The sequence below is a fragment of the Oceanicaulis sp. UBA6590 genome (assembly GCF_002433705.1).
In the GTDB taxonomy this organism is placed as follows: Bacteria; Pseudomonadota; Alphaproteobacteria; order Caulobacterales; family Maricaulaceae; genus Oceanicaulis.
In genome coordinates this window covers 52886-72173 of sequence record NZ_DJIQ01000062.1, presented here as the reverse complement: position 1 = coordinate 72173, position 19288 = coordinate 52886, and the positions used below count along the sequence as shown (strand labels likewise).

Genomic DNA, 19288 nt, shown 5'->3' with positions numbered 1-19288 from the left:
ACGATGGTCATTTCGTCCAACCTTCTCAGCGCCTGGTATGGCGCGCAGAGTGCAGTGGCGCTGTCGCGGACGACAGCGTTCTCCTCCTCTGCGTCCAATGCCCAGAACGCCAGCCAGTCCCGGTCGAGCGAGGTGTTGCCGCCCTGGGATGCCCGCGGCGAGATCGAGGCGCTGGATGTGCTCAAGCGCAGCGCCCTCGCAAACGGCGTCTTCTTTGACAAGAAGCTGGGTGATTTCGCCAAGCTCGATGTGGGCGAGGACGAAAAACAGCTCTTCGCCATGTATCAGGGCCTGCGTCGTTTGCAGGCGCTCGGGGCGGAAGCGACCGAGAAGACGACCACCGACACGCGCCGTGATTTCCTGAACCGCCGGTTCCAGGAAGGGCTTGAGCAGCTCAACAGTTTCTTTGGCGAACTCGATCTTGAAGGCGTGACCGTCCTCAAGGGTGAGGAATTGTCCAAGGCGGAGAGCACGCTCGCCATTTCCCGCGGCGTTTCCGAATACACGACCGGTATTGTCCACTCGGGCGCATTTGATGCGGAAGTGGACAATTTCCAGGGCGATGTCTCCTTCACCATCAATGTGAAGAAGTCCGGCGTCAGCACCCCTGTCGCCATTGATCTGGCGAATATGGGCGCGACCCCGCGCACGCTCGACAATGTCGCCGATTACATCAATACCGAGCTTGAAGCCGCCGGCATGCTGAGCCGGATCGAGCGGGTGAAGATTGGCGAGAAGGACGAGAACGGAATCATTCCTGGCAATGATTTCGGCTTCAAGATCAAGGGCATTCTGACGGAGACCCTGAGTTTTGAGCCCGCCAGCGGCAATCCGGCGGTCTATATGGTCGGGGTGTCCGGCGACCGCGAGGGCGCGGGCGGACAGCTGACCAAGTATGTCGATATCGCCAATGGCGGCGAGGCGGCGTTCATGCGTCGCATCGAGGCCGAAGGCAGCGTCACGACGAAAGATGTGGCGGTGCCGGGCGGCGAAGAGGGCGAAACCGAGACCCGCACCAAGACCGAATCCAATCCGTTGCGCATCCTTGATTCCGTGCAGGGCGCAGATGGCGGCCTGTATGTGGTGGGCTATGCCTCCAATGGCGTGGCCGGTCAGACGATCAAGGGCGAACAGGATCTGATCCTGATGCGCTATGACACGACCGGCAAGCAGGTCTGGGCCCGGACGCTGGGCGCTGCGGGCAGCGCGGAAGGCGCGTCCATTGCACTGGACGCCAATGGCAATGTCGTCGTCGCCGGGTCCATCGAGGGCGAGCTGGGCGACACGACCCAGCTGGGCGGTTCGGACTCGCTGGTGTCCAAATTCTCCGCCGATGGCGTCGAGCAATGGACCAAGCGTTTTGGCGGCAATCAGGATGACAGCGCGACGGCGGTCAGCGTCGGCGCAGACGGGACCATCTATGTCGCGGGTCAGACCGACGCCCCCCTGGGCGGCGTGGTCAATGCGGGCAAGTCCGACGGCTATCTGCGCGCCATCGATGGCGACGGCAATGTCATCTATACGCGTGCGGCAGGCGCCAGCGCGGGGGAAGACAGCGCCCAGTCCATCGCCCAGGCGGCCGATGGCGGCCTTATCATCGCCAGCGAGGTTGAAGGCCGCGCTGTCCTGACAAAGTATGCCGCTGGCGATGACGGAACGGGCGCTGCGGTGTGGTCCATGGACCTGGGCGATCTGGATGGCGGTCGCATTGGCGAAGTCACCGTGGGCGATGATAGCGCGATCTATCTGGCGGGCGCCGCGGGCGCGGGCTTTGCGCCTTCGGCTCCCCTGACGGCCAATGCCGGCGGACGCGACGCCTTCCTGATGAAGATTTCCGACGGCCCGAGCGCCAGCGTGGATTTCACCACCTTCCTGGGCTCGGCCGAAGACAATTCCGCCAGCTCTGTCACTGTCAGCAATGGCGTCGCCTATGTGTCGGGCAAGACCTCAGGCGCATTGCCGGGGCAGACCCAGACCGGGGACCGGAACGCCTTTGTGGCCGGGTTCGACACCACCAGCGGCGCGGTGACCTTCACCCAGCAGCTGTCAGGCCGCGGCGGTCTGGCCGAGGCGAATGCGGTTGTGGTGGATCCCACCGGCGATAACGCGCTCGACAAGCTGGGCTTCCCGACGGGCGAAGTGCGCTATGCCGACAGTCGCGTGATCACGGCGCGCTCCAGCGTGCGCGAAGGCGACCATTTCTATATTTCCGTGGATGGCGGCCGGAAGAAGAAGATCACCATTGATGCGGATGAGACCATGCGGTCTCTGACCTTCAAGCTGAATGCGGTTCTGGTGCTCGACGGCACGTCTGACGTGCGCCGTTCGGCCAATGGCGACATGCTGCGCATCAAGCCGCGTGAGGGCGTGAAGATCGAACTCTTCGCAGGCGATCAGGGCCGTGACGCGCTGTCCGGTCTGGGCCTGCCTGAGGGGGCGATCATTGGCAAGGGCTCGCTTCTGGACAAGGATGACAGCACGTCTGACGCCCCCGAGATCTTCGCCATGGAGCTGCCGACCTCGATGTCCATCTCCAGCAAGGACGCCGCGACCAAGGCGCTCGAGGCCCTCACCAAGGCGCAATCGGTCATCCAGCGCGCCTATCGCGACCTGACGACGGACCCGGCCCTGAAAGCGCTTCTGGACGGGCCGCAAGCGGGCAAGCGCGGCGGAGCCGTGCCCTCCTATCTGACGGCGCAGGTCCAGAACTATCAGGCGGGTCTGGACCGTCTGCTGGGCGGCGGCGGCGGATCCACGCTCGGCCTGTTCTGATCCGAAGACGTCTGCAGACATGAAAAAGCCCCGGAGCCAGGCTCCGGGGCTTTTGTCTGTCCGGTCTCTGGGTCAGACAGTCTGGTTGTAGGCGAGGGCCGAAACGCCAGCGCTCTTTGCGCCCGGGCCGTACCCGGCGGCTGTTTGCTGCTGGCGCGCAGCTTCATCCGCGATGGCCTTCACCAGGCCTTCGGTCAGCGTTTTGAGCGCTTCCACCGCATCGCCATTGCGGGCGAGAGCGGCTTCAAAAGTCTGGGTGGAGGCTTTCAGGCGCGCCTTCAGCTCGGGGGCAAGGCCGGACAGCCGCGAACGGTCCTTGCTCGCAAGCTTGGTCTCGGTGCGATAGAGCGTGGCGAGCTTGGTCTTCTCGGCCTGAAACTCCACCGCCTTGTGGGGCATGTGGGCTTCAAACAGTTCGGTTTCCTGCTCGAGCAGTTCGGTCAGGCGTCCCGTCAGCTGGATCAGCGCCTGGGCGCGTTCGGTCGGGTTGGCGGCCGCGAGTTCGGTCATTCTGCGCCTCCTTCTTGCAGGGCCAGCATTTCACGCATGACGGAGTCAGCCAGGCCGATGCCGCCAGCCTTGGCCATCACCTTGGCGTATTCTTCATTGAGCATGGATTTGAAGGCGCTCTCGCCGGGGCCGCCGCCAAAAGTGGACTCTGTCGTCTCGCCCAGCATGTGCTCCATCATCTGCGCGAGGAAGACCGCTTCAAAGTCCTCGGCGGTCTTGCGCATCTGTTCGGGTGATTGCGCACCGTTCGGGCGGGAAGTGGACGCCGTGCCGCGCGCGGCGAGCATGGCGTTCTGCATCTGGGCGTCGAGAAGTCCGTCCATTACAGCACCTCGATTTCAGCTTGCAGCGCGCCCGCCGCCTTGATGCTTTGCAGGATGGTGATCATGTCGCGCGGGCTGACCCCGAGCGCATTCAGACCATCCACAAGCTCGCGCAGGCTGACCGTGCCGTTGAGCACGCCGAACTCGCGCAGCTCTTCCTCGGCGGTGACATTGGTGCGGGGCACCTCGATCGTCTGACCGCCATCTGCGAAGGGCAGGGCCTGACTGACCTCCGGGCTTTCCGTCACCGTGATGGTCAGACCGCCCTGGGCAATGGCCACTGTGGAGACGCGGACATCCTCGCCCATCACGATGGTGCCGGTGGATTCATCGATGACGACGCGGGCGCGCATGTCGGTCTCGACGCGCAGCTGCTCGACTTCGGCGAGGAGGGCGACCATGTCGCCGTCAAAATAGAGCGGGCGGGTCAGCGCGACGGTGGAAGGGTTCTGCGCCGCCGCGGCGTCCGCGCCCAGATAGGCGTTGATGGTCTGCGCCATGCGACGCGCCGTGGTGAAATCAGGATTGCGCAGGGCCAGGCGGATTTGCGCCTGGCCGGCCAGATCCCATTCGAGCTCGCGTTCGATCACGCCGCCATTGGCGATGCGGCCATTGGTGGGCACGCCGCGGGTAATGGAGGCGCCGTCACCCTCTGCAGAGAAGCCGCCGACAGCAAGGGACCCCTGGGCGACCGCATAGACATCGCCATTGGCCGCCATCAGCGGGGTGGCGATCAGCACGCCGCCCTGCAGGCTGTCCGCATCGCCCAGGGCGGAGACCGTGACGTCCACGCGAGAGCCCTGCATGGCGAAAGGCGGCAGCTCGGCGGTGACGATCACCGCCGCCACATTGCCCGTGCGCAGGTCGGCTTCACGCACATTGATGTTGAAACGCTCCAGCATGGAGTTCAGCGCCTGACGGGTGAAGACCGCATTGCGCAGCGTATCGCCGGAGCCGTCGAGGCCCACCACCAGGCCGTAACCCACCAGCTGGTTGTCCCGAACCCCTTCCACATCCGCGATATCCTTGATTCGCGGATTCGCCTCGGCGACCGGGGCGGCGAGGCAAAAGAGCAGGGCAAGCGTTACGAAAAGCCGGGTCATGCTGGCGGAGTTCTCCGACAAGAAAATTTCTACATCGATCCTGTTGCTAGAAACATGCCAGTTTGGGCGCCCGTAAGTATTTGATCTTTAATGACCAGGAGTGGGAAAACCTTGCCGCCCAGCCTTCAGCTTGTCCGGGGTGGGCAATACCTGCCCATGGCTCGGTTTAAGCAGTCATTAAGTTTGATTAAGCACACTGTCCGCATGCTTTGAGAGGACTCGAAGGGCATCATGAAGGTCAATTCCTCCCGACCCCTGCAGGGCGCATCCAGCGCGAAGCGGAAGGATTCCGCGTCCAGCGCCAGCGCATTTGCGCCCGAAGGCGCAGCCTCTTCTGGCGGGCCGGTCTCTACGACCGCGCTCAGCAGCGCTTCGGCCATCGGCTCGGTTGACGCCTTGCTCGCGCTTCAGGGCGCAGGCGACGCCCTGTCCGGCAAGCGCCAGGCCACGGAGCGGGCCTTTTCTTTGCTGGATATTCTTGATGATCTCAAGCTGGCCTTGCTCGACGGCGTCCTGCCGCGCGAGACCCTGGTCAAGCTGATGGAGACCCTGCAATCGCGCCGCGATGCGACTCATGACCCGCGTCTGGAAGCGGCGCTCGATGAGGTGGAGATCCGTGCAGCGGTCGAGCTGGCCAAGCTAAGCTCCTGATCCCCTTGTGACAAAGGTCAATACGTCTGTCACAGCTTGTTCATGACGCTGCTGAATTAACGTTGCAACCGTATGAGCAGATTGACTTGACCTTGACGGTCGATATTCTCCGCCGCGCTCAGGCCGGCGGGGGCTGCATACGGAGACGGTCTCATGAGTGTTATGGATTCAAGCATTGAGCTGCCGACGGGCTACCGTCCCAGCGAGTCCGAACCCTTCATGAATGAACGCCAGAAAGAATATTTCCGGCGTAAGCTTCTGGCTTGGAAGGAGGAGATCCTCCGCGAAAGCCGTTCGACCTTATCAAACCTTCAGGAAGATATCGGCGCTCTGCCCGATCTTGCGGATCGCGCCTCGACCGAGACCGATCGCGCTCTGGAGCTGCGGGCCCGGGACCGTCAGCGCAAGCTGATCTCGAAGATCGAAGCAGCCCTGCGCCGTATTGAGGAAGACGAGTACGGCTATTGCGAGGAGACGGGTGAGCCGATCTCCCTGGCGCGTCTGGATGCGCGTCCGGTAGCAACGCTGAGCCTTGAAGCCCAGGAACGTCACGAGCGTTCAGAGCGCGTCCATCGCGACGACTAGGGCTGTCAGGCCCGTCTGACCCAGTTTTCCGTCGACACGAGATAGTCCAGCGCATCCTTGGCGTTCGGGAAGGCTTGCGCCTGTATGCCGGAGCTTGAGAGCAGCTTGGACGCCCGCGCCGAGACGACGAAGGTCTGCGGATTGAAGACGTAGGCGATTTTGACGCGTCGCGGAAAATGCTTGATCGCGTAGTCCACGCGCTCGCTGAATTCTGCGAGCGTGTAACTGATCTGGGACTGGCTGTGGTCGAACAGGACGCCCGTCCATTGAGGTTCCGCTTCCAGGCGACGGCAGATATTGACCAGTCCGGGTTCGGTCTCGGCGTTGGTTTCCAGCCCGGTGATATTGTACCGCAATACTCCGATCTCCGGCATTTCAATGCGTTCGAGGCCGTAAGGTGTCATGCTTGGAATTGCCTGTCTGATGACTGGGACGCTATGGAATTTCTAACGCATACGTCCTTGATAAAGCCTTACAGTGAATGGGATTAGCGAGGGTCGACCAGGGCTTGCACAAAAAAAGCGTGACCGGGGAGGGTCACGCCTTGTGCGGGGTCTTGAGCGCTTCTGGCCGGCTCAGGGAAGCAGGTTGGGCTTGGTCGGGCCTTGAGCCTTCACGGTCTGGGACGTGTCATCCGCCTCCCCGGATGCGAAGGCCAGCGCATCTTCAAAGCCGCCAAGCGCCCTGGCGTTCAGGCCGGCTGATTTCATCAGCCGGGTGATGTAGGCGGCATGCATCAGGTTCGTCTCGTCATAGACATAGGCGATGCGCAGGGCGGGCGGCATGCCTGCGCTCAGTATCTCGGCGACCTTGGCGAACTGGCTGACGGTGTGATCAAACCGGCAGCCCTGATAGTTCATGATCAGGCCTTCATACCCATGGGTCCTGACGCGTTCGCACAGTTTTGGCGCGTTGATGAGGCTGTGTTCGGCCTTGTTCAGGCCTTGCATGTGGATGCCCAGCACGCGGCCTTCAGCATATTCGGTCCGTTCAACTGACAGGCTCATCAGCGCACCTAGAAAGGCCAGAGGAGATTGTAGAGCTCCTGGCCCACCGGCGGACGCTGCATTTCGGAAATATGTCCCCGGCCGCCATAGGAGATCCGCGCTTCGGCGATCTGCTGATGGTCGATGGTATTGTCCGCGGCAATGTCCTGGGGACGCACGATGCCGGAGATCAGGAGTTCGCGCACCTCGTTGTTGATGCGCACTTCCTGGCGGCCATGGATGACCAGATTGCCGTTCCACAGGACGTCGACCACGATGGCCGCAGCGGTCAGCGTGATGCTCTCGGAGCGGTTGATATTGCCCGCGCCCTGGGTGGAGGAGGCCGAACCGAAGCTGGCGAGGCTCGCCGGGTCGACCGCGTCATTGAAGAACTGGTCGAGCGCTGCTTCTCCGCCGAAGAAACTCGTCAGGTTCGAATCCTCGGATGTTGTGCGCGAACGGGTCGTCTGGTTGGAGACCTGGGCGCTGTCCGAGATGTCGATGTTCACCGTCAGGATGTCGCCCACATGCGCGGCGCGCGGATCCCCGAAGAAGGTGGTGGAATTGGCGGCGCGCCAGAGCGAATTGGGATTGTTGCTCTGGGCGCGGGCTTCTGCGATTGCGCGGGCGCGCGCGAGGCGGGCGGCTTCCGCCTGACCCGCGGTCGGGCCATTGGCCCCTGCTTGTCCTGTCAGCGCCGCCGCATTGTCGATATCGTGCATCGGCGGTGTCTGGCCCACATAGGAGAGCCGGTCGGTTGTGGCGCAGGCGGTCAGTGAAAACGCGCCCAGAATGACGGCGCCGCCGAGAAGAATGCGTTTGAAGGTCATGGCTCAGGACTCCACGGATGACGCGCCGGACCGGCCGCCGAGAACGCTCGCGCGGCCCGGGCCTTCGACCCAGGCTTCGACCGTGCGGTTCGATTGAAGGTTCACGAAACGGATGAACTGGCCTTCGCCGCCATTCTCCAAGGCGCGCGCCTGCGCGCTCAGGGTCAGCGGGCCGACCCGATAGACCAGCGAGACCAGCTCGCCGCGCTCCACCACGACGGGAGGCTCCACATCGTAGCTGCGCACCGGACGATCAGCCGTCAGCGCGCGTCGCGCCGTCATGCCCACAAGGCCGGTTTCCGCCAGGATGATTTCACCGCGGACCTGATTCTCAGGCAGGCGAACCCAGTCCACATCGGCGGCGGTGATGGTGTCGCCGCGGGCGATCGTCCGGTTCAGCACCGGCACATCGGCCACACGCTGCGCCCGGCCTGAAACCGTCAGCGGATCACCGCCGGGATAGGGCGCGATCTGGGCGCGGAACAGGTTGGAGCCGGCGTCATGGTCAAAGCTGACCAGTTCCGGTCCGCCAAGCGTGTCCACGGGCGCAAACAGATCCTGCCTCAGACTGGACAGATTGACCGCATGCACATGCCCGGTCTCCACAAAGAGGGCTTCTTCGATCATCGCGGTGATTTCCGAAACGCTGACCGTCCTGGCCTCCCGTTCCACGGTGACGCGCAGCACGCCGCCCGCATTCGCCCATTGCAGCCCCTGACGGGCGGCGACATCGCGCACGAAATTGGGGTCCAGAGAAATCGACCGGCCCGGCGCCGGGGCGCGGGCGAGCAGCACGTCGCCGGCGACGCCGGCATTGTCGAAAAGGTCGGACAGGGTGATGACGCCGTCGGCGCTGACCAGGCGCTCCTTGAGCACCACGGGCGTTGCGACCTCCTGCGCCTGCGCGGCGCCCGCCGAGAGCGCCAGAATAAGGGTGAGTGTGCGGAGCATGACCTATCGCGTCCTCAGCGCAGGTTGGAGGAGGTGGCGAGCATCTCGTCCGCCGCCGTGATCACGCGGGCATTCATCTCATAGGCGCGTTGCGCCTGGATGAGAGAGGTGATCTCGGTCACCGCATCCACGTTGGAGACTTCCACGAAGCGCTGGCGCAAGGAGCCAAACCCCGGATCGGTCGGGGCGCCAAGATTGGGCGCGCCCGAGGCCGCGCTTTCCAGAAGCAGGTTGTCGCCGATCTGCTCCAGGCCCGCCTCGTTGGGGAAGGTGGCGAGCTCGAACTGGCCCACGACCTGAGGCTGGGGCTGGCCGTCCAGAAGGACCTGGACCTGCCCTTGATTGTTGATCACCACCTGCCGCGCCTCGGCGGGAATGACGATGCCGGGCATGACCGCATAGCCGTCTGCGGTGACGATTTCGCCATTGGGGCTGAGGGAGAAATTGCCGGCGCGGGTATAGGCGTCATTGCCGTCCGGCAGCTGAACCCGAAAATACCCCTGGCCGGAAATCGCAACGTCATAGGGGTTGTTGGTTTCGCTCATCCCGCCCTGTTCGGTAATACGGTAGACCGAACCGGCGTTCACCCCGAGGCCGACCTGAACGCCCGTGGGCACGATGGTGCCGGCGTTCGAGGAGTTGGCGCCCGGTTGGGAGATCGTCTGATAGAGCAGATCCTCGAACTCGGCGCGCTGCCGTTTGAACGCGATCGTGTTCATGTTGGCCAGGTTGTGGGAAATCACCTCGACGGCCAGTGACTGGGCTTCCATCCCGGTGGCGGCGGTAGACAGTGCGCGCATGTGAGCGCCCTCCTTCAGAACAGAAAATTATGGCCGGCCGAGGCGATCGATCGCCTTGCGGCTAAGCTCGTCGGTGTCTTTGATCATGCGGCTGACCGAAGCGTAGGCCCGGCTCACTTCCATCATGGACGTGATTTCGAGCATCGGTCGCACATTGGAGCTTTCCAGAAAGCCCTGCTTGACCTGCGGAAGGTCCTCGATCACGCGTTCGGCGTCTTCAGGGGCGACATAGCGATTGTCGCCGGTCTTGTTCAGAACGCCCTGATCGGCGAAGCGGACGACGCCCACCTGGGCGATCTGCTGGCCGTTCTGGGTGACGATCCCGGTTTCGCCGATTGAAATCTGACCGGCCGCCGGATCCAGAATGATCGGCGCGCCGCCTGCATCCAGAACGCGGGCGCCATCGCCTGCGACGAGTTCGCCCTGCGGGCTCAGCGTGAAGGCGCCGTCGCGGGTGAAGCGTTCGCCCGCATCCGTTTCCAGCATGAAGAAGCCGTCGCCCTGCAGCGCCAGGTCAAGCGGGCGGCTGGTATGGGTGGGGGCGCCCTGGCTGAAATCGCGGCCCATCGCCCATTCATCGACGAACCGGGCGCGGTTGGGGCCATCCTGGTGACGGGCGCGCATGGAGGTGTCGGGCTCGAGCATCATGCGCTCGGCCTTGAAGCCCTGGGTGTTGGCGTTGGCGATATTGTTGGCGACCACATCCATCTGCCGACGCAGGGTCAGCTGGCGGGTCAGTCCGATCAGCATGGTGTTGTCCATCGCCTGTAGTCCTTCTGAACGCGATTGCTGCGGCTTCTGGCAGCGACACCAGACTCATGGCAAACACCGTGCCATGGTTAACGCATTGAAAAATATAAATGTGATTGGGAGATCAGGCGCTTTGGGCGGCGAGCCTTGCCTGTCTGACTGCAGGGCGTGGGAAAAATCTGCCCAGCGAAGCCGTTTCCAAACGGATCGTTAACCGCAGCACTGATTAATCGTTGGCGGAACAGTGCAAATCCGCAAGCCAAGGGAATCAGCTTCATGGCTGAAGACACCGAAGACGAGACCCGCGAAGACGGCGTCGAAGGCGAAGAAGGTGAAGAGGGCGCCAAGAAAGGCGGCCTCAAGAAAATGATCCTTTTCATCGGCTTGCCGGTGATCCTCGTCATCCTGGCCGGGGTGGCGGGCGCGTTGTTCTTCCTGGGCGGCGGCGATGAGGAAGCCGCGGCCGAGGGCGAGCATGGCGAGGCGCATGGCGAGGCCTCCGCTGACGGTCATGGCGATGGCCATGGCGGCGGCGACGGTCATGAGGCCCCGCATCTGGCGGAGCTTTTCCAGTTTGAAGAGCCGCTGATCGTGGACATGTCCGGTCCGGACAATCGTTCGGTTCTACTGGAAGTGCGCATCGCGCTGGCCTTTTCCGATCCGGAAGTGGGCGAGATGCTGCACCGCGAGGACGTCCAGATGCTCCTGCGCGACGAATATGTGGAATTCTTCCGGGCCTTGCGGGTGGAAGACATTGACGGATCGACCGGATCACACCGCATTCGGATGGAGTTGATCCGCCGCACCAATCTGGTGCTGGCCCCGAAAACTGTGGACGGCGTGCTGCTGCCCAGTTTCGTGATGCAGCAATAATCGGAGACCGGAATTGAGCGACGAAATCGATCAGGATGCGATGGCGGCTGAATGGGAGGCCGCTGCTGCGGGCGAACAGCCTGACTTCGACTCCTTGGGCGATGACGGCGATGATCTGGCGTCCGAATGGGAGGCCATGGTCGACGGGGACGGCGAGACCTTCCTGCCCCAGCACCAGTCTTCCGGCCCCGAGCGCATCCTCAATCAGGAAGAGATCGACTCCCTTCTGGGCTTCTCGGTTTCTGATGACGACGCCAATGAGCGCTCGGGCATCCGGGCGATCATCAACTCCGCGCTGGTCTCCTATGAGCGCCTGCCGATGCTGGAGATCGTCTTTGACCGCCTTGTGCGGTTGATGACGACCAGCTTGCGAAACTTCACGTCCGACAACGTGGAGGTGAGTCTGGACAACATCTCCTCCATCCGGTTCGGGGATTATCTGAACTCCATTCCGCTGCCGGCCATTCTGGCGGTGTTCCGCGCCAAGCAGCTGGACAATTATGGCCTGCTGACGGTGGACTCCAACCTGATCTACTCGATCGTGGACGTGCTGCTGGGCGGTCGCCGCGGCACCTCGGCCATGCGGGTTGAAGGCCGTCCCTACACCACGATCGAACGCACGCTTGTGCAGCGGATGATCGAGGTGGTGCTGGCCGATGCGCGCCAGGCGTTCGCGCCGCTGACGGAAGTGGATTTCGACCTCGACCGCGTCGAGACCAATCCGCGCTTCGCCGCCATTGCACGCCCGGCGAACGCCGCGATCCTGGTGAAGCTGCGCATCGACATGGAGGATCGTGGCGGGCGCATCGAATTGCTGCTGCCCTACGCCACGCTCGAACCCATCCGGAAAATGCTGCTGCAGCAGTTCATGGGTGAGAAGTTCGGCCGCGACAATATCTGGGAGAGCCACCTCGCGACCGAGCTCTGGTCCACCAAGATGGAAGTCAGCGCGGTGCTCGACGAGATGCAGAAGCCCCTGGGCGAAGTGATGCAGCTCAAGGTCGGGGATACGCTGATGCTGGACGCCGGTCCGGACGGCCTGATCGAGCTGCGCTGCGGCACGGTTCCCCTGGCGCACGGCCATATGGGCCGAATCGGGCACAACATAGGCGTTCGCCTCGACCGTCCGCTCAGCGCGACGGCGAAGAAAAGTTTGATGGGGTTCTCATGACGCTCGCCGGTCTCGCCTTTGAAGCGCTTGTCTGTGTTCTACTCTTGATGGCCGTCATCATGTGCTGGCGCGTGGACCGGCGCCTGCGCGCCCTGCGCAGCGGTCAGGACGGGCTGGTTGGCACGATCACGGGTCTCAATGATGCGGTTGAGCGCGCCCGCGCCACGCTGAGCGCGCTGGATCGCGCCACGCGGGACGGCGGCGAGAGTCTGCGCGAGGAGGTCGATCGGGCGCGCAAGCTGGCTGATGAGCTGCGCTTCCTGTCCGGCGAGGCGGAACTCAGCGCGGAACGGCTGACGCAGCGTCCTCGGCGTGAGGCGCCGCAGCCCCAGGACGATGACCCGGAAGCCACTCGGTCCCGCCGTCGGCTGAATGCGTTGAAGGCGCTGCGCTGATCATGACCGCTGTTCGTCCCCTCATGTTGCTGACCGTCGTTCTGGGCGGATTGCTGGGCCTGAAGGCCCTGTCGCTGGCGGATGAGGCGGCGACGCTGATTTCCGAACGCGCCGAAGCGGCGAGCGCGCCGCCGGCCGATGACGGCCATGGCGGCGGCGGGGATGACGCACATGGCGCGGATGAGCCTGCTGAAGAGGTTGATGAAGGCCCGGCGCCGCCTGCTGCGCCGCCGCCCTCGGCCAATCCGGCCTTGCGCGCCGCGCCGACCACGGCCCAGCTGGGCCTTGAGCGTCGTCTGGCGGAGCGTCGCCGGTCTCTGGACCAGCGCGAGGCCGAGCTTGATACCCGTGAGCAGTTGCTGACCGTGGCCGAGCAGCGCGTGGATGACCGGGTGAGCGAACTTGAAGCGCTGCGCGACGAGGTCCGCGGCCTGCTGGGCATGCTGGACGAGCGTCGCCAGGAACAGATCGACGCGATCGTGGCGGTGTATTCCCAGCTCGAACCGCCTGCTGCTGCCGACATCCTCACCTCCATGCGGGAAACCGATCAGACCACCTTGTTGCTGGTCGCCGAGCAGCTTCAGAACACCAATGCGCGGAAATTCGCAGCCATCATGGCGGAGATGCAGCCCAGCTTCGCCGCCGAGCTGACCTACATGCTGCGCATGCGCGCCGAACCGCCAGAAACCACCGCGGAAGCGGAGGCCCGCCTTGATGCGGCGGCGGGATAACCGGCTCCAGCTGCTTGCCGGAGCGGCGCTGGGCGTCGTGATGTCCGCGTCTGCGCTGGCTCAGGCGCCGGCGCGCATCGACGTGTCGCGTCAGGGGCCGACCGCGCGCGTTCAGATAAGTCTGCCCGAAAGCGAGGGCGAAGGCCTGACCGCCAATGCCGAGGTCGCCGCCGGCGCGGTGCTCGTGGCGCGTCTGTCCGAGGCCATTGAGGCGGACACGGCCGAGATCACGAGCGCCTTGCCGGATTATGTCGCCATGGCGCGGCTTGATCCCGATGGCCGGACCCTGCGTCTGGCGCTGAACCGCACGCTGGAAGGCCGGGTCTCGGTGTCACACAACATCATCGCCATCGATATCGCCCCGCCTGGCGCGACCCCCCTGCCGGATGTCGTCAGCCCCTATGAGCTGGCCCAGAGGGAGCGCGAACGGCAGGCGCAGGCGCGCGCCGCCGCGGCTGCGGCCGCCGCTGCGGCTCCGCCGCCGGCCTTGCCGGTCGATCTGCGGGTCGGGGAGGCGACGGAGTACACGAGACTGGTCTTCCAGTGGCCGCAAGAGGTCACCTATTCGCTCGAACAGGGCGATGACCGGGCCGTGCTGACCTTTTCACGCGCCGCCGAGATCAATCTGTCTGAGCTCACGGCGTCTCCGCCGCGTTTCATTGATGCGGTCACTCAAAGGGATGCGGAATCCCTGTCACTGTCCTTCCTGCTGTCTCCGGGCGCAGAGGCGCGGGTCTGGTCTGATGAGCCGGGCCGCGTGGTGTTTGACGTGTCTGTGGGCGCGGCAGGCGGTGCGGAATCCGTTCTTGCCGCCCTGTCGGACTATGCAGACCAGATGGAGGCGCAGTCGACTCAGGCGTCTCAGAGCGAGAGCGAGGACGATCCGTCCATCGCGGAAGACCCTGCAGAGGGACTGGGCGATGAGGGCGCGCCCGTCATCGAGGATCGCGTTGACCCGGTTCCAGCCTCGGGCGTCGTGCCGCTTGAGGCGCGGCGCAACGGAACCGATGTCGTGCTCAGCGTCCCCTGGGAGTCGCTTCCCGGCGCGGCGGTGTTCCGGCGCGGCGCGGCGATCTGGGTGGTCTTTGACGCTGCGGCGGATCTGGACGTGGGCGAATTGTCCGCCCTCGCGGGGCGGCACATCCGCAGCTATGACGTGCTGAGAGGGCCGGACTACACCGCGATCCGGATCGAGGCGCCGACTTCCACCCAGACCGATGTGCGTCCGGTGGGAACAAGCTGGGTTCTGACCTTTGGCGAAACCGTGGATCAGCCGCCTGCGCCCATCCGCGTGCTGCGCGAAACCGGCGTGAACCGGCCCGCCCGCCTGCGCTTCAATTTCAGCGGAGCGCGCAGCGTGCGCGAAGTGACGGATCCGGTCGTCGGCGACACGCTTCTGGTGCTCACCAGTGATGGCGAGAAATACGGGGTCATCTCACCGCGTCAGTATGTGGAAGCCATCATGTTGCCCTCCACCCAGGGCGTGGCGCTGCAACCCCTGGCCGATGATCTGGAATTCACGGTGCGTCCCGGCGGCGCCGATCTGACCCGGCCCGGGGGTCTCGCTCTGACGCGGGCGGCCAGCCCGGGGCTTTCGGGCTCGCTCGACCGTCCGGTCACGCCCGGTTTTCTGGACCTGGCCAGCTATCGCGGCGAGCGCCCGTATCGTGACGGCAAGGTGATGCTGCAGAGACGGGCGTCCAGTCTGGACCCGGAAGCCATTCTCAATCTCGCGCGCTTCCAGCTGGGCTGGCAGCTCTCGGCCGAGGCGCTGGGCCTGGTCGAACTGGCGGTCGAGGAGAACCCCTCGCTGGATGCGACCCCGGAGATCGCCGCCTTGCGGGGCGTGGCGAGCTACATGATGGGGCGCTATGAGGATGCGGAGCGGTATTTCTCCAACCCGGTCCTGGTGAACGACCCGGCCGCCCAGCCCTGGCGGGGGGCAACGGCCGCCCAGCTGGGCGACTGGCCATTGGCGCGCCGCCGCTTCGAGCAGGGGCGGGAAGCCATCTATTTCATGGATCCGGTCTGGCGCGCGCGTCTGACGGCGCTTCACGCCATGTCCGCGCTCAAGACCAATGATCTGGGCGCGGTCGAACCCTTGCTGAACGTGGTCATCGCCGAGGATTACGATCCCGAGGCGCGTGCGGAGGCGGGGCTGGTCGAAGCGGGCCTGGCGGCCGCCTCCGGCAATATCGACCAGGCGATTGCGCTCTACGATGAACTCAGCCGGTCTGACTGGCGCCCTGCGCATGCGCGGGCGCTGCTGGAAAAGGTCCGGCTTGAAGTCGCTGATGAGCGCATCCCGCTCGATGAAGCGGTCGAGATGCTTGAAAGCCTGCGGTTCCGCTGGCGCGGCGATGATGTGGAAGTGGAAGCCTCCACCATGCTGGGCGAGGTGTATGCCGAGGCGGGCCGTTACGCCGAGGCGCTCGACACCATGACCAACGCCCTGTCGCGCTTTTCCAACACGCCCGAGGCGCGCCGTCTGAGCGTGCGTCTGGAAACCCTGTTCCGGGATATCTTCCTGAACGGCGATGGCGATCGGATGGACCCGATGGAGGCGCTGGCGCTCTGGTACGAGCATCAGGACCTGACCCCGCCAGGGCCGGACGGTTTGCGCATGGCGCGCCGGATCGCGGCGCGGCTGGTGGAGGTGGATCTTCTCGAGCCGGCCTCCGAGTTGCTGGCGCACCAGGTGTTCGAGCGCAACATCACCATGACCGCTCTGGCCCGCGCCCAGGTGGCGGCGGATCTGGCGCGAGTCTATCTGATCGACAATCGGGCGGCGGACGCCCTGCGCGCGCTCGACAGCACGCGGATCGCCGGCTTGCCGACCGATCTTGTGGATGAGCGCCGGGTCCTGCAGGCGCGTGCGCTTGCGGCGCTGGGACGAACCGAGCACGCCCTGGAGCTGGTCGCCTATGATCAGGGGCCGGAGGCGGATCGCCTTCGCGCTGACATTGCCTGGGACGGCCGCAACTGGTCCGAGGCCGGGCGTCTGATGGAGACCCTGCTGGGCGATCGCTGGCGCAGCGACCGTCCCCTCGACCCGGCAGAGGCCCATGACGTGCTGCGGGCTTTGATCGCCTACGCCCTGGTCCAGGACGAGGCCGGCATGGACCGGGTCGTCGCGCGCTACGGCCAGGCCATGGGGCAGACCGAGCACGCCGCAGCGTTCAGCACGGTCGCCAATCGCAGCGTGCCGCCGGGCGACAGCCGCCTCAGCGCTCTGGTGGGCCAGATCGCGAATGTGCAGAGGACCGATGCGCTGATGGCGGGCTTTGGCCGCTATGACGAGGCTGGCCCCGAAAGCTAGGCGAAACCTAGCCGGGCGGAGGCATTCGCTCGAAGCTTTGCACCAGCGAGCCGATCACGAGCGACCACCCGTCCACAAGCACGAAGAAGATGAGCTTGAACGGCAACGAGATGATCACGGGCGGCAGCATCATCATCCCCATCGACATCAGAATGCTCGCCACGACGAGGTCAATGATCAGGAAGGGGATGAATAGCAGGAAGCCGATCTCGAAGGCGCGCCGCAATTCAGAGATCATGAAGGCGGGCGCCACCACATGCACCGGGGTGTCCTGCGCCGTCTCGGGCTCTTCTCCGGAAATGTTCAGGAACAGGCCCAGATCCTCTTCCCGGGTATGGGCCAGCATGAAGGTCTTCACCGGTTGCGCCGCGGCGCTGAAGGCTTCCTGATTGCTCAGCTGGCCCGACAGGAGCGGCTCCACGCCATCCTGATAGGCCTGGGTGAACACCGGCGCCATGATGAAGGCGGTCAGGAACAGCGACAGCGAGATCAGCACCGCATTGGGCGGGCTCTGCTGCAGGCCCATCGCGGTCCTGAGCAGGGAGAGTACGACCACGATCCGGATAAAGCTCGTGGTCATGATAAGGATGGAGGGCGCCAGGCTGAGCACGGTCAGCAGCGCGATCATCTGCAGCACGCGCTCGGTCAGGGCGGTGTCATTGCCGCCCAGCGAGATCGACAGGCCCGGCCCGGTGGCGGCGGCGTGCGCGTCCGGCGCGAGCAGAAGCGCCAGAAGGCCGATCAGGACAGCGCTTCCGATCTGCAGCCAGCGCAGGCGGATCATTGCCCGCCTCCCAGCCGTGTCACGGAGGCGATCTGAGTGTCGTCGTCCTCTGCTTCATCATGATCAGGCGCCACGGGTTCGAACACAGGCTCTGCAGGAGCGGGGCCGCGTTCGAGCACCTGTTCGCGCTCCCCGCCCAGCAGCAGCACATGCTCGGTGTCGTCGACCCTGACGATCACCACCTTGCGCCGCGGATCCAGGATCAGCGTCTCGGTGACGGACAGGCGTCGCTTGCGCGCCTGCGGCGACCAGCGATCCAGGGCTGGCAGCGCGCCGGTCCAGCCCGCGCGTCTGGCGAGCACCGCGAATCCGCCTAGAAGTCCCAAGACGAGGATCAGGGCGGCGAAATAGCGAATGATATCAAGCTGGTCCAAAGTCGCTTCGTCCTGTTCGCGAGGTCCGGACACGCAGGCGCGTCTCCTGAGCCTACAAGCCCTAACGGGAGTCGGCGGGGGAGTTAAGCTCTCCTTAACCGGCGCAGCGCAAGGTGATGAATGCAAAGTTAACTCTGGCGGAGGCGCCAATGCGCCCGGATGACATACCGCTCTTGGCCATGCTGCGCGACACGATGGGCTATCATGGCGCCCGTCAGCGCGTGATTGCTGAAAACGTGGCCAACGCCAACACGCCCGGATACACGCCGAACGACATTCCTCGCAGTGAATTCGAGCGGGTGCTCGCCGGACAGCAGGGGCAGGGCGCCGTCGGTCTGCGCACCACGCACGCCCAGCACTATGGCGGTGAGACGGGCGGCGGGTCGGCGCAGTTCCGCACCGAACGCGCGCCGGACAGTGAAACCACCGTCAACGGCAACTCGGTCGTCATCGAGGAGCAGATGGTGGACGCCAACGAGAACCGGATGCGGTTCGAGACGGCGCTGAGCCTCTATCAGAAAAGCCTGAACATGATCCGCATGGCGAGCCGCTCGCCGGGTCAGTGATCCTAAGCAACGCCAGAAAGGCAAACGGCTATGGTTGATCGCGTCTCTGAAACCCTGCAGATCTCTGCGGCCGGCCTGCGCGCGCAATCCTCGCGCATGCGGGTCATCGCCGAGAACGTGGCGAACGCGGAATCCACCGCGCGCACGCCCGAGGAAAACCCCTATCAGCGTCAGATCCCGGTGTTTGAATCCGAGTTCGACCGTCAGGTCGGAACCGAGCTGGTGCGCATGAATGATGTGGCGCTTGATGAGTCCGATTTCCGCATGGTCTACGAGCCGGGCCATCCGGCGGCGGACGGCGAGGGCTATGTGAAATACCCCAATGTCTCCTCGCTCGTGGAGCTGATGGACATGCGCGATGCACAGCGGTCCTACGAGGCGAATCTGACCATGGTGGAGGGCACCCGTCGCATGCTCGAGCGCACGCTCGACCTGCTGCGCCGATAAGTTTCCGGTCATTCGGGCTCTAGAAAGGGGCTGACCCATGGATCTCGCCGCCATCCGCGCCTATACCGCCGCCGCTCAACAGGCTGCCGGCGTACAACCCACATCCCAGACCAATCCCGTCAATGAAGCCCAGGGCGGCGATTTCGGCGATATGGTCATGAATGCGGTGGAATCTGTTCAGCAGACGCTGCAGCAGTCTGAAACCCTGACGGCGCAGGCCGCCACCGGCCAGGCGGAGCTTGTGGACGTCGTGACCGCAGTCGCCGCCGCCGAGGTGCAGCTGGAGAGCGTGGTCGCTGTCCGCGACCAGGTGATCCGCGCCTACCAGGAAATCCTGCGCATGCCGATCTAGAGGCGTCTGGCGGAG

At 64.5% G+C, this 19288-nt stretch carries 22 protein-coding genes; 11 read left to right on the top strand and 11 right to left on the bottom strand.

Going from position 1 to position 19288, the window contains the following annotated elements; genetic code table 11:
• The first annotated feature begins 3 nt into the window (after positions 1-3).
• Positions 4-2772, top strand: coding sequence for a hypothetical protein (locus B2Z70_RS12575; protein ID WP_292983669.1), 2769 nt, complete (start codon positions 4-6; stop codon positions 2770-2772).
• Between the two features lie 72 nt (positions 2773-2844).
• Here B2Z70_RS12575 and B2Z70_RS12570 read toward each other — a convergent pair whose 3' ends face one another.
• From B2Z70_RS12570 to B2Z70_RS12560, 3 genes are read right to left on the bottom strand one after another with little or no spacing between them, the layout of a single operon-like run.
• The gene (locus tag B2Z70_RS12570) at positions 2845-3282 is read right to left on the bottom strand and encodes a hypothetical protein (RefSeq protein ID WP_009801385.1); all 438 of its coding nucleotides are present in this window, start codon (positions 3280-3282) and stop codon (positions 2845-2847) included.
• Complete coding sequence (locus B2Z70_RS12565; RefSeq protein WP_009801384.1) at positions 3279-3605, bottom strand: rod-binding protein; 327 nt, start codon at positions 3603-3605, stop codon at positions 3279-3281. Before B2Z70_RS12565 ends, B2Z70_RS12570 begins: the two co-directional genes overlap by 4 nt.
• Entirely contained in the window at positions 3605-4708 is a 1104-nt protein-coding gene (locus B2Z70_RS12560; RefSeq protein WP_009801383.1) for a flagellar basal body P-ring protein FlgI, read from the bottom strand. Before B2Z70_RS12560 ends, B2Z70_RS12565 begins: the two co-directional genes overlap by 1 nt.
• 231 nt (positions 4709-4939) lie before the next feature.
• Between B2Z70_RS12560 and B2Z70_RS12555 the strand changes: the two genes are divergently transcribed.
• Entirely contained in the window at positions 4940-5359 is a 420-nt protein-coding gene (locus B2Z70_RS12555; RefSeq protein ID WP_292983665.1) for a flagellar assembly protein FliX, read from the top strand.
• 162 nt (positions 5360-5521) lie between these two features.
• Positions 5522-5944, top strand: a complete 423-nt coding sequence (gene dksA, locus B2Z70_RS12550) for an RNA polymerase-binding protein DksA (protein WP_009801381.1) — start codon at positions 5522-5524, stop codon at positions 5942-5944.
• Between the two features lie 5 nt (positions 5945-5949).
• Here dksA and B2Z70_RS12545 read toward each other — a convergent pair whose 3' ends face one another.
• From B2Z70_RS12545 to flgF, 6 genes are all read right to left on the bottom strand, one after another.
• Positions 5950-6348 carry a hypothetical protein gene (locus tag B2Z70_RS12545; RefSeq protein ID WP_292983662.1) on the bottom strand — a complete coding sequence of 133 codons (399 nt, stop codon included), beginning with the start codon at positions 6346-6348 and terminating at the stop codon, positions 5950-5952.
• Between the two features lie 171 nt (positions 6349-6519).
• Positions 6520-6951 carry a hypothetical protein gene (locus tag B2Z70_RS12540; RefSeq protein ID WP_292983660.1) on the bottom strand — a complete coding sequence of 144 codons (432 nt, stop codon included), beginning with the start codon at positions 6949-6951 and terminating at the stop codon, positions 6520-6522.
• An 8-nt stretch (positions 6952-6959) separates the two neighbouring features.
• Positions 6960-7760, bottom strand: coding sequence for a flagellar basal body L-ring protein FlgH (gene flgH, locus B2Z70_RS12535; RefSeq protein ID WP_009801378.1), 801 nt, complete (start codon positions 7758-7760; stop codon positions 6960-6962).
• A 3-nt stretch (positions 7761-7763) separates the two neighbouring features.
• The gene (gene flgA, locus B2Z70_RS12530) at positions 7764-8711 is read right to left on the bottom strand and encodes a flagellar basal body P-ring formation chaperone FlgA (protein ID WP_292983658.1); all 948 of its coding nucleotides are present in this window, start codon (positions 8709-8711) and stop codon (positions 7764-7766) included.
• A gap of 14 nt (positions 8712-8725) precedes the next feature.
• Positions 8726-9511 (bottom strand): flagellar basal-body rod protein FlgG, encoded by a 786-nt coding sequence (gene flgG, locus B2Z70_RS12525; RefSeq protein WP_009801376.1) that lies wholly within the window; start codon positions 9509-9511, stop codon positions 8726-8728.
• 27 nt (positions 9512-9538) lie between these two features.
• A complete protein-coding gene (gene flgF, locus B2Z70_RS12520) occupies positions 9539-10273 on the bottom strand; it encodes a flagellar basal-body rod protein FlgF (RefSeq protein WP_292983656.1) in 735 nt (244 codons plus the stop codon).
• 264 nt (positions 10274-10537) lie between these two features.
• Between flgF and B2Z70_RS12515 the strand changes: the two genes are divergently transcribed.
• From B2Z70_RS12515 to B2Z70_RS12495, 5 genes are all read left to right on the top strand, one after another.
• Entirely contained in the window at positions 10538-11134 is a 597-nt protein-coding gene (locus tag B2Z70_RS12515) for a flagellar basal body-associated FliL family protein (protein WP_009801374.1), read from the top strand.
• A gap of 136 nt (positions 11135-11270) precedes the next feature.
• Positions 11271-12305, top strand: a complete 1035-nt coding sequence (fliM, locus tag B2Z70_RS12510) for a flagellar motor switch protein FliM (protein WP_371262344.1) — start codon at positions 11271-11273, stop codon at positions 12303-12305.
• Positions 12302-12700, top strand: a complete 399-nt coding sequence (locus B2Z70_RS12505) for a DUF6468 domain-containing protein (RefSeq protein ID WP_009801372.1) — start codon at positions 12302-12304, stop codon at positions 12698-12700. The genes fliM and B2Z70_RS12505 overlap by 4 nt, the downstream gene beginning before the upstream one ends.
• A gap of 2 nt (positions 12701-12702) precedes the next feature.
• Positions 12703-13431 carry a MotE family protein gene (locus B2Z70_RS12500; RefSeq protein ID WP_040612481.1) on the top strand — a complete coding sequence of 243 codons (729 nt, stop codon included), beginning with the start codon at positions 12703-12705 and terminating at the stop codon, positions 13429-13431.
• Positions 13415-16750, top strand: coding sequence for a hypothetical protein (locus tag B2Z70_RS12495; RefSeq protein WP_292983652.1), 3336 nt, complete (start codon positions 13415-13417; stop codon positions 16748-16750). Before B2Z70_RS12500 ends, B2Z70_RS12495 begins: the two co-directional genes overlap by 17 nt.
• Before the next feature lie 7 nt (positions 16751-16757).
• Here B2Z70_RS12495 and fliP read toward each other — a convergent pair whose 3' ends face one another.
• The gene (gene fliP, locus B2Z70_RS12490) at positions 16758-17534 is read right to left on the bottom strand and encodes a flagellar type III secretion system pore protein FliP (RefSeq protein ID WP_009801369.1); all 777 of its coding nucleotides are present in this window, start codon (positions 17532-17534) and stop codon (positions 16758-16760) included.
• The gene (locus tag B2Z70_RS12485) at positions 17531-17941 is read right to left on the bottom strand and encodes a flagellar biosynthetic protein FliO (protein WP_050752850.1); all 411 of its coding nucleotides are present in this window, start codon (positions 17939-17941) and stop codon (positions 17531-17533) included. Before B2Z70_RS12485 ends, fliP begins: the two co-directional genes overlap by 4 nt.
• Positions 17942-18057: 116 nt before the next feature.
• On the opposite strand from B2Z70_RS12485, the gene B2Z70_RS12480 reads away from it, so the two are divergent.
• The 3 genes from B2Z70_RS12480 to fliE are packed head-to-tail and all read left to right on the top strand — an operon-like array spanning position 18058 to position 19273.
• The gene (locus B2Z70_RS12480) at positions 18058-18474 is read left to right on the top strand and encodes a flagellar basal body protein (protein WP_292983649.1); all 417 of its coding nucleotides are present in this window, start codon (positions 18058-18060) and stop codon (positions 18472-18474) included.
• 30 nt (positions 18475-18504) lie between these two features.
• Positions 18505-18921, top strand: coding sequence for a flagellar basal body rod protein FlgC (gene flgC / locus B2Z70_RS12475; protein WP_009801366.1), 417 nt, complete (start codon positions 18505-18507; stop codon positions 18919-18921).
• Positions 18922-18958: 37 nt separating this feature from the next.
• Positions 18959-19273, top strand: coding sequence for a flagellar hook-basal body complex protein FliE (fliE, locus tag B2Z70_RS12470; RefSeq protein WP_292983647.1), 315 nt, complete (start codon positions 18959-18961; stop codon positions 19271-19273).
• The last annotated feature ends 15 nt before the right edge of the window (positions 19274-19288 follow it).

What these genes read in the sequence shown, in the direction of transcription:
- flgC (WP_009801366.1), top strand. Translation starts at nt 18,505, where the DNA reads ATGGTTGATCGCGTCTCTGAAACCCTGCAGATCTCTGCGGCCGGCCTG.
- B2Z70_RS12575 (WP_292983669.1), top strand. Translation starts at nt 4, where the DNA reads ATGGTCATTTCGTCCAACCTTCTCAGCGCCTGGTATGGCGCGCAGAGT.
- fliM (WP_371262344.1), top strand. Translation starts at nt 11,271, where the DNA reads ATGGTCGACGGGGACGGCGAGACCTTCCTGCCCCAGCACCAGTCTTCC.
- flgF (WP_292983656.1), bottom strand. Translation starts at nt 10,273, where the DNA reads ATGGACAACACCATGCTGATCGGACTGACCCGCCAGCTGACCCTGCGT.
- flgG (WP_009801376.1), bottom strand. Translation starts at nt 9,511, where the DNA reads ATGCGCGCACTGTCTACCGCCGCCACCGGGATGGAAGCCCAGTCACTG.
- B2Z70_RS12480 (WP_292983649.1), top strand. Translation starts at nt 18,058, where the DNA reads ATGCGCCCGGATGACATACCGCTCTTGGCCATGCTGCGCGACACGATG.
- B2Z70_RS12505 (WP_009801372.1), top strand. Translation starts at nt 12,302, where the DNA reads ATGACGCTCGCCGGTCTCGCCTTTGAAGCGCTTGTCTGTGTTCTACTC.
- B2Z70_RS12500 (WP_040612481.1), top strand. Translation starts at nt 12,703, where the DNA reads ATGACCGCTGTTCGTCCCCTCATGTTGCTGACCGTCGTTCTGGGCGGA.
- fliP (WP_009801369.1), bottom strand. Translation starts at nt 17,534, where the DNA reads ATGATCCGCCTGCGCTGGCTGCAGATCGGAAGCGCTGTCCTGATCGGC.
- B2Z70_RS12560 (WP_009801383.1), bottom strand. Translation starts at nt 4,708, where the DNA reads ATGACCCGGCTTTTCGTAACGCTTGCCCTGCTCTTTTGCCTCGCCGCC.
- B2Z70_RS12545 (WP_292983662.1), bottom strand. Translation starts at nt 6,348, where the DNA reads ATGACACCTTACGGCCTCGAACGCATTGAAATGCCGGAGATCGGAGTA.
- flgH (WP_009801378.1), bottom strand. Translation starts at nt 7,760, where the DNA reads ATGACCTTCAAACGCATTCTTCTCGGCGGCGCCGTCATTCTGGGCGCG.
- B2Z70_RS12555 (WP_292983665.1), top strand. Translation starts at nt 4,940, where the DNA reads ATGAAGGTCAATTCCTCCCGACCCCTGCAGGGCGCATCCAGCGCGAAG.
- flgA (WP_292983658.1), bottom strand. Translation starts at nt 8,711, where the DNA reads ATGCTCCGCACACTCACCCTTATTCTGGCGCTCTCGGCGGGCGCCGCG.
- B2Z70_RS12540 (WP_292983660.1), bottom strand. Translation starts at nt 6,951, where the DNA reads ATGAGCCTGTCAGTTGAACGGACCGAATATGCTGAAGGCCGCGTGCTG.
- fliE (WP_292983647.1), top strand. Translation starts at nt 18,959, where the DNA reads ATGGATCTCGCCGCCATCCGCGCCTATACCGCCGCCGCTCAACAGGCT.
- B2Z70_RS12495 (WP_292983652.1), top strand. Translation starts at nt 13,415, where the DNA reads ATGCGGCGGCGGGATAACCGGCTCCAGCTGCTTGCCGGAGCGGCGCTG.
- B2Z70_RS12570 (WP_009801385.1), bottom strand. Translation starts at nt 3,282, where the DNA reads ATGACCGAACTCGCGGCCGCCAACCCGACCGAACGCGCCCAGGCGCTG.
- B2Z70_RS12565 (WP_009801384.1), bottom strand. Translation starts at nt 3,605, where the DNA reads ATGGACGGACTTCTCGACGCCCAGATGCAGAACGCCATGCTCGCCGCG.
- B2Z70_RS12515 (WP_009801374.1), top strand. Translation starts at nt 10,538, where the DNA reads ATGGCTGAAGACACCGAAGACGAGACCCGCGAAGACGGCGTCGAAGGC.
- dksA (WP_009801381.1), top strand. Translation starts at nt 5,522, where the DNA reads ATGGATTCAAGCATTGAGCTGCCGACGGGCTACCGTCCCAGCGAGTCC.